A 6,615-nucleotide genomic window follows, 5' to 3' on the forward strand; every position below is an offset into this window, starting at 1 on the left:
CTAGCCCTTCCGCAGCGCTCCCAATCCGGCGATCAGGGCATCCAGCCCAAGCTGGAAGGCAGTGTCTGCCGGGCGGCCGCGTTCCTGGCCGCCCTGGCCGGCAGATGCATCCTGGCCGGCAGAGGAACTGCGCACTGCTGCAGTGAAATACGGAGTGGACTCAGCCATGCTGCCGGAGTCGAAGATGTCCTCCGGGGCGGTGACGTCGTACGCGGATCCGAAAATAAAGGACTCCAGCGCCACGATGGCCGGCACAATGCGCTCCTCTGGAAATCCGGCGTCGGAAAATCCCTTACTCACGGTCTCGTACATCGCCAGGGTCTGCGGTGCGTCGGTGACCGGCAGGACGGCGATGACGGGGATCAGCGGAGTGTGCTCGGCAAATACGTCGCGGTAGCTCCGGGCCCAAGTGCGGACCGCGTCCTCCCAGCTGCGGCCGTCAAAACCGGAGACGTCCACGAGGGACATCAGGTGGTCCTCCACCAGGAGCAGCACATCCTGCTTTGATGCCACGTGGTTGTAGAGGGCAGACGGTGCCACGTCGAGTTCCTTGGCCAGGGCTGCCATGGTCAACCCGTCGTAGCCCTTGCGGCTGACCAGCTCAAGCGCCGCCGCCGTGATTCCGGACTTGTCCAGCACTGCCGCGGACGGGCGACCGGCCCGCCTTCGCTGCGCGCCGCCGTTGTTGGTGGAGCGTGCCTGTGCGGCTGATACTGCCGGCATTCCTGCCCTTTCGTCGGTGTCCCCTGCATTATTCCATCCGATACTTCCGCTCAAAGCGGGCAGCAGCTATAGTTCTAATAAATGAATGACATTCATTTAGTGGTCCCCGTCACCAGGGGCCGCAGAGAGGACATCATGCTGAACCTGAACCGCGACGTCGTGGTCGTTGGAGCCGGGCCGTCCGGACTCACCGCCGCCCGTGAACTGAAGAAATCCGGCCTGACCGTAGCTGTGCTCGAGGCCCGCGACCGTGTGGGCGGCCGGACCTGGACCGACACTGTGGATGGCGCCATGCTCGAAATCGGCGGCCAATGGGTCTCCCCGGACCAGACTGCCCTCCTGGAACTCCTGGCAGAACTGAATCTGGAAACCTATCCGCGGTACCGGGACGGAGAGTCCATTTACATTGGAGCGGACGGCAGCCCCGTGCGCTACACCGGTGACACCTTCCCGGTGGACCCGGACACCGCCGTCGAAATGGACCGCCTGGTGACCCTCCTTGACGGGCTGGCGGCCGAGATCGGCCCCACCGAACCCTGGGCCCACCCGAAGGCGCGCGAGCTGGACACCATTTCCTTCCATCACTGGCTGAGGCAGAACTCCGCCAATGAGGAAGCCTGCAATAACATCGGACTCTTCATCGCCGGCGGCATGCTCACCAAGCCGGCCCACGCCTTCTCAGCCCTTCAGGCGGTACTGATGGCCGCCTCCGCCGGCTCCTTCACCCACCTCACGGATGAGGACTTCATCCTGGACCGCCGGGTGGTGGGCGGGATGCAGCAGGTGTCGCTGCTGCAGGCGCAGGAGCTGGGTGACGACGTCGTCCTTGACTCTCCGGTGCGGACCATCAACTGGGAGCCGGACGCGGACGGCGGACATCGCGTGACCGTTGTATCCGACCGCGCCACCGTGAACGCCCGGTTCGTCATCATGGCCGTACCGCCCAACCTCTACTCCCGCGTCTCCTTTAATCCGCCGCTGCCGCGCCGCCAGCACCAGATGCACCAGCACCAGTCCCTGGGCCTGGTCATCAAGGTCCACGCCGTCTACAGCACCCCCTTCTGGCGGGACAAGGGGCTCTCCGGCACCGGCTTCGGGGCCGATGCCCTGGTGCAGGAGGTCTACGACAACACGAACCACGCCGATCCGCGCGGAACCCTGGTGGGCTTCGTTTCGGATGAGAAGGCAGACGCCATGTTCGAGCTGTCCCCCGAAGAGCGCCGGAAGGCCATCCTGGAATCCATCGCCGGCTACCTGGGCGACGAGGCCCTCACCCCGGAGGTGTACTACGAGTCGGATTGGGGTTCGGAGGAATGGACCCGCGGTGCCTATGCCTCCAGCTATGATCTGGGCGGCCTCCACCGCTACGGCAAGGACCAGCACGCCCCTGTGGGCCCCATTTACTGGTCCTCCTCCGACCTTGCTGCTGAAGGCTACCAACACGTGGACGGCGCCATCCGCATGGGCCGTCTCACTGCTGCCCGGATCGCCGAAGTGGCAAAGGTGCCGGTGGCTGCCGCTGGTAAATAAGCATGCTTACTAATAGGCTGGCGACGGGGAGCGTCCCCGACTTCAGACGAACGAGGTGAGGCATGACTGACGCCCAGAGCATCAGCAAGGTTACGGAGATCATCAACGATTCCAGGATCGGAATGGTCACCACCATCAACGAAGAAGGCGCCCTCGTCAGCCGGCCGCTGGCCGTCCAGGAGGTAAAGGACGACGGCGACATGTGGTTCTTCACCGGCCTCGGCACCTCCCAGGTTGCGCACGTCCGGGCTGATTCACGCGTCAACGTCGCCTTTGGCAAGAACGCCGAATGGGTTTCCGTGGCCGGAACCGCCGAAGTGGTCACCGACCGGGCCAAGATCCACGAACTCTGGAACCAGGCTGTTGAAGCCTGGTTCCCGGATGGCCCGGATACTCCCGAAGTGTGCCTGTTGCGCGTCGACTCGGATTCCGCCGAATACTGGACCAGCCCCGGCGGCACGGCCGCCACGGTGCTTCAGTGGGTGAAGGCCAAGGTCACCCACAGCCGGATGAGTGTTGGCGAAAGCGGCACCGTGGAGCTGTAGTACCGGACGTTGAAGGGGCGGGGCGGCTAGGGCTGCCCCGCCCCCTTTAACGCCTGCAGGACCGCCGGCAACAGCACGTCGTTGCGCCCCCACACCGGATCAAGGACTTCCACATACCAGGAGTCCGCGAGCAGCAGGGCCAGCGCGTCATTGGTTTCGTCCGCCCAGTCCCTGATCTGCGCCTCGTCTACAGGGTTCTCGCTGGAACCGAGCACCGTTGTGACCTCCGTGCCCGCCAGGGTCACGGGAATCGCAGCATTGCTTGCCTCACCCGGGGCGTGGGCCACGGTGACCAGTTCGGTGCGCGTGGAAAGGGCCAGCAGTTCGCGGGCGGTGCCGGCGCTGCAGAAGCCCGTGACATACTCCCGTTGTGCTGCACTATCAGTGAGGATGCCCGGCTGGGACTCCTTGGTGAACAGCCCGTTGCGGTTCAGCTCCGCCAAGGCTGCGGCCAGCGGGATGGTCTCGGTGTCGAAGCCGGGGGCGAAATGCCCCGGCTGGTACGAGCTCCCACCCTCTAACCAGCGGGCGGTCAACTCTCCGGCGGCCTCCAGGGTGGTGGCCTGCCGCCAGACCCCGCGGTCCTCCAGCAGCCGGCCGTACTCGTCATGGGCAGGCAGTTCCTCAGGCTTCATCTTTGGATGCTATCGCCGGTCCTCCGGGCCGATCCAATGCCGGCGACACGGCAGTTAACCTCGGCCGGCCTGCTCTGCGGGCAGGCCGGCCGGAATGCCGGCTGCCCGTTCCGCCGCTGCCAGTGACGCGGCCAGGCTGTCCACGGCATCCGGGTACCCCTTGTGCGCGGCGGTCCGAAGCTGGTCCGCAGCCCGCATCGACTTGATCAGCGCGGACGTTTCCGGAAGCCGCACGTCGGTCAACGCCGGATAGTCGATGCCGCATGCCGGATCCAGCTCGTAGCGCCGCCATCGCAGCAGGATTTCATCATGCTGCAGCCGGGCTTCCTGGTGCGCGGCAATCCGCTGCCGTTCCTCGGTGCGTGCTGCACGCCGGGCCAGGAATTTCGGGGTGGCGCGGTGCGCGGCAATACCTGACGCGGCTGCCGCCCCTGCCAGCACCAAACCCGCCCACGGCGACACCAGCGCCGGAATGATCAACGCAGGAAGGGCCACGCAGGAACCCAAAAACAGGTCCCAGAACAGCTGGTCCGTCCGCTCCGCCGCGCTGTTATTGGGGGCAAGGGACCGGCGCCGGACGACAAAAACGGTGGCGGCTACGGCGGCAACCAGCAACGGGCCACATAACAGGACCGCCCACGCACTATGAAGCAGTCCCTGCATCAACGATTCCGCGGCTGACATCCTGCACCTCCGGCGCCCGGCATTCCCCACTACACCGCCCCGGGCCGAAAAGCCCGCGGTGGTCCTTCCATTGCACCGTGTTCGGTCCACAGGGTCAATGGCAGGTGAGAAGGGAAAGAAGGCACTGCAGACGGTCATGGCCTGGCAGGTACCGTGGGTCCATGCGAATCAAAATGTGCAGCATCCATGTCCAGGACCCCGCCGCGGCCTACGCCTTTTACACGGGAACGCTTGGTTTTGACACGCTCATGGTGATGCCGGAGCACAACCTGTACATCATCAAGGATCCTGGAGCGGACGACAGTTCAGTCGGGCTGCTCCTGGAACCCAGTGACAACCCGATCGGCGCGGACTACATGAACGCGGTGCGCGAGGCGGGGCTGCCCGCCATCGTCTTTGGGGTCCCGGATGTGCAGGCGGAGTATGACCGGCTGGTGGCCGCTGGTGTCAGCTTCAAGATCCCGCCCACCACGGACCCGTTCGGGACCAGCGCGGTGTTCGACGACGGCTGCGGCAACTACATCCAGATCCACCAGGACTGACGAGGCCCCGGGACGCGACTGAAGCTTGTCCGCGCATCCGGACGTTCAAGGTCCAGGCCGGCGAACAAGCTTCTGAGACGTGACTAAAGGCTACTCGGCCTGGGCGCGGTCCTTTTTCGCCTGCTTCTTGGCGGCCTCTTCCTTGACCCGCTGGGCTTCGGCCCGGACGGCGGCGTGTGTGGCACGCTCGGCGACCAGCCACTGCGGCGGGGCCTGCAGCAGTGCGGTGATTTCCGCCGTCGTCAATGCCTCCTCCACGCCGCCGCGGGCCAGGCCGCTGATGGACACGTTCAACTTTTGGGCTACCACCGGGCGGGGGTGCGGGCCGTTGCGGCGCAGCTCGGCCAGCCATTCGGGCGGGTTGGCCTGGAGCTCGGCGAACTGCTCGCGGGTGATGGTTGAATCCTGGAACTCCTGCGGCGTGGCCGGGAGGTAGATGCCAAGTTTCTTGGCAACGGTGGCCGGCTTCATGGACTGGGAGTTTGCAGAGGTCATGCTTCAAGGGTATCCGGGCGGCGGGTACTGTGAAGACGTGCCAGCCGATGATACCCCCACGCCCGATGCCCCCGTTGCCCCTGAAGAGGCGGCCCCGCGGGTGCTGCGCATCACCTACGTGGCAGGGGTAACACCCGGCAAGTGGATCCGCCGGTGGGAAGAACGCATGCCGCATATTCCCCTGCAGGCATTTATGGTCGAGGACGCTGCCCAGCTTGGGCCGCTGCAGGACGGCAGTGCGGACATGGGCTTTGTCCGCCTCCCCATCGAACGGGAGGGCCTCAGCGTGATCCCGCTCTACGAGGAACAGCCAGTGGTGGTGGCCCCAAAGGGCCATGAGATCTCGGTGTTCGAGGAAGTACCGTTTGCTGACCTCGCTGAGGAATCGTTCCTGGATGTTGCCGCCCTGGGCGGACCGGAGGCAGCGCTCCAGGTGGTTGCTTCCGGCGCGGGCCTGGTGGTCCTTCCCATGGCGGTGGCCCGACATTTCAACGTCAAGGACACTGTTGCGCGCCGTTTGACGGGCGCGGAGGGGACGGACATTGCACTGGCCTGGCCCACCGAGGCCACGGACGAGGTGCTGGAGGAATTTGTCGGCATTGTCCGCGGACGCACCGCCCAGAGCTCGCGGCAGCCCTCCGCCCAGCCTGCCAAGGTGAAGAAGGAGCCCAAACCGGACCGCCGCGGCACCGGAGCGAAGAAAGCGCCCAAGGTGGCCCAGCGCTACGCGCCCAACCCGGACAAGGGACGCGGCAAGGGTTCCCGCAAAAAGGGCAAGCGCTAGCCGGGCCTGACGGGCCTGGTTTATTGGCGGGCAGCAACGAAGCCGGCCCGCTCACGCGGTCCGGCTTCGTTGTTTATCCTTGCCTAGCCAGGCGGGCTAGGTGTTTTGGACGTTGTCTTTGGCGTCTGTGGCGCGGTCTTTGACGTCGGTGGCGGCTTGTTGGCCTTCGGTTTTGACGTTTTGGGCGGCGTCGGTGGCGGTGGCCTTGACGTTTTCCATGGCTTCCTGGGCGGGTTCCTTTAGGTCCTGGGCGACGGTTTTGGCGGCGTCGGTGACCTGGGTTGCCAGGGGCTGGGCTGCGGTTTTGAGTTGGTCCGCGGCTTCGCGTTCTTTCTGGCTTGGCGGGATCAGGGAGGAGACCAGGAGCCCGGCGCCGAAGGCGATGAGTCCGGCGGCCAGCGGGTTGCCGGCGGTTTTGGCTTTGACCTGGTCCGGGGCGGCGCTGACGGTGTGGCCGGCGTCGGAGAGTTTGGCCGAGACGGTGTCGGTGGCCTGGTGCAGGCTGTCCCCGGCCGAGCTCATGGCGTTGCTGGTGTGTCCGGCGCCGGCGGAGGTGGTGTCGTGGACCTTGGTGGTGGCGGTGTCTGCTGCTCCCATGATTTTCTCCTTCACCCCGGTCACGGCATCGCGGACTTTGTCGGTTTGGCGGTGCACGATGTTGGACGGGGTGACTTTGT

The 6,615-nt window shown here is 65.6% G+C and carries 9 protein-coding genes; 4 read left to right on the forward strand and 5 right to left on the reverse strand.

What is annotated here, in order from left to right; all coding sequences use genetic code 11:
* Positions 1–723, reverse strand: a complete 723-nt coding sequence (locus tag ACETK3_RS14990) for a TetR/AcrR family transcriptional regulator C-terminal domain-containing protein (RefSeq protein WP_236800412.1) — start codon at positions 721–723, stop codon at positions 1–3.
* Between the two features lie 81 nt (positions 724–804).
* Here ACETK3_RS14990 and ACETK3_RS14995 point away from each other — a divergent pair, with 81 nt between their 5' ends.
* Together ACETK3_RS14995 and ACETK3_RS15000 are read left to right on the forward strand one after the other, a co-directional pair.
* Positions 805–2,253 carry a flavin monoamine oxidase family protein gene (locus ACETK3_RS14995; RefSeq protein WP_373993136.1) on the forward strand — a complete coding sequence of 483 codons (1,449 nt, stop codon included), beginning with the start codon at positions 805–807 and terminating at the stop codon, positions 2,251–2,253.
* Positions 2,254–2,315: 62 nt separating this feature from the next.
* Positions 2,316–2,798 (forward strand): pyridoxamine 5'-phosphate oxidase family protein, encoded by a 483-nt coding sequence (locus tag ACETK3_RS15000; protein ID WP_373993137.1) that lies wholly within the window; start codon positions 2,316–2,318, stop codon positions 2,796–2,798.
* A 26-nt stretch (positions 2,799–2,824) separates the two neighbouring features.
* Here the strand turns inward: ACETK3_RS15000 and ACETK3_RS15005 are convergent, their stop codons facing one another.
* Together ACETK3_RS15005 and ACETK3_RS15010 are read right to left on the reverse strand one after the other, a co-directional pair.
* A complete protein-coding gene (locus tag ACETK3_RS15005; RefSeq protein WP_236800414.1) occupies positions 2,825–3,433 on the reverse strand; it encodes a hypothetical protein in 609 nt (202 codons plus the stop codon).
* Between the two features lie 54 nt (positions 3,434–3,487).
* The gene (locus ACETK3_RS15010) at positions 3,488–4,117 is read right to left on the reverse strand and encodes a hypothetical protein (RefSeq protein WP_236800415.1); all 630 of its coding nucleotides are present in this window, start codon (positions 4,115–4,117) and stop codon (positions 3,488–3,490) included.
* Positions 4,118–4,278: 161 nt separating this feature from the next.
* Between ACETK3_RS15010 and ACETK3_RS15015 the strand changes: the two genes are divergently transcribed.
* Positions 4,279–4,659: a VOC family protein gene (locus ACETK3_RS15015; RefSeq protein ID WP_236800416.1), complete on the forward strand. Its 381-nt coding sequence runs from the start codon at positions 4,279–4,281 to the stop codon at positions 4,657–4,659.
* 90 nt (positions 4,660–4,749) lie between these two features.
* On the opposite strand, the gene ACETK3_RS15020 is transcribed toward ACETK3_RS15015, so the two are convergent.
* Entirely contained in the window at positions 4,750–5,154 is a 405-nt protein-coding gene (locus ACETK3_RS15020) for a DUF5997 family protein (RefSeq protein WP_236800417.1), read from the reverse strand.
* On the opposite strand from ACETK3_RS15020, the gene ACETK3_RS15025 reads away from it, so the two are divergent.
* On the forward strand, positions 5,153–5,938 hold the full coding sequence (locus ACETK3_RS15025; protein WP_373993138.1) for a LysR family substrate-binding domain-containing protein: 786 nt from the start codon (positions 5,153–5,155) through the stop codon (positions 5,936–5,938). The genes ACETK3_RS15020 and ACETK3_RS15025 overlap by 2 nt on opposite strands.
* A gap of 96 nt (positions 5,939–6,034) precedes the next feature.
* On the opposite strand, the gene ACETK3_RS15030 is transcribed toward ACETK3_RS15025, so the two are convergent.
* Positions 6,035–6,615, reverse strand: a 581-nt coding sequence (locus ACETK3_RS15030) for a hypothetical protein (RefSeq protein WP_373993139.1), incomplete at its 5' end; no start/stop codon positions are given.

Source organism: Arthrobacter sp. E44, assembly GCF_041877125.1.
GTDB lineage: Bacteria > Actinomycetota > Actinomycetes > Actinomycetales > Micrococcaceae > Arthrobacter.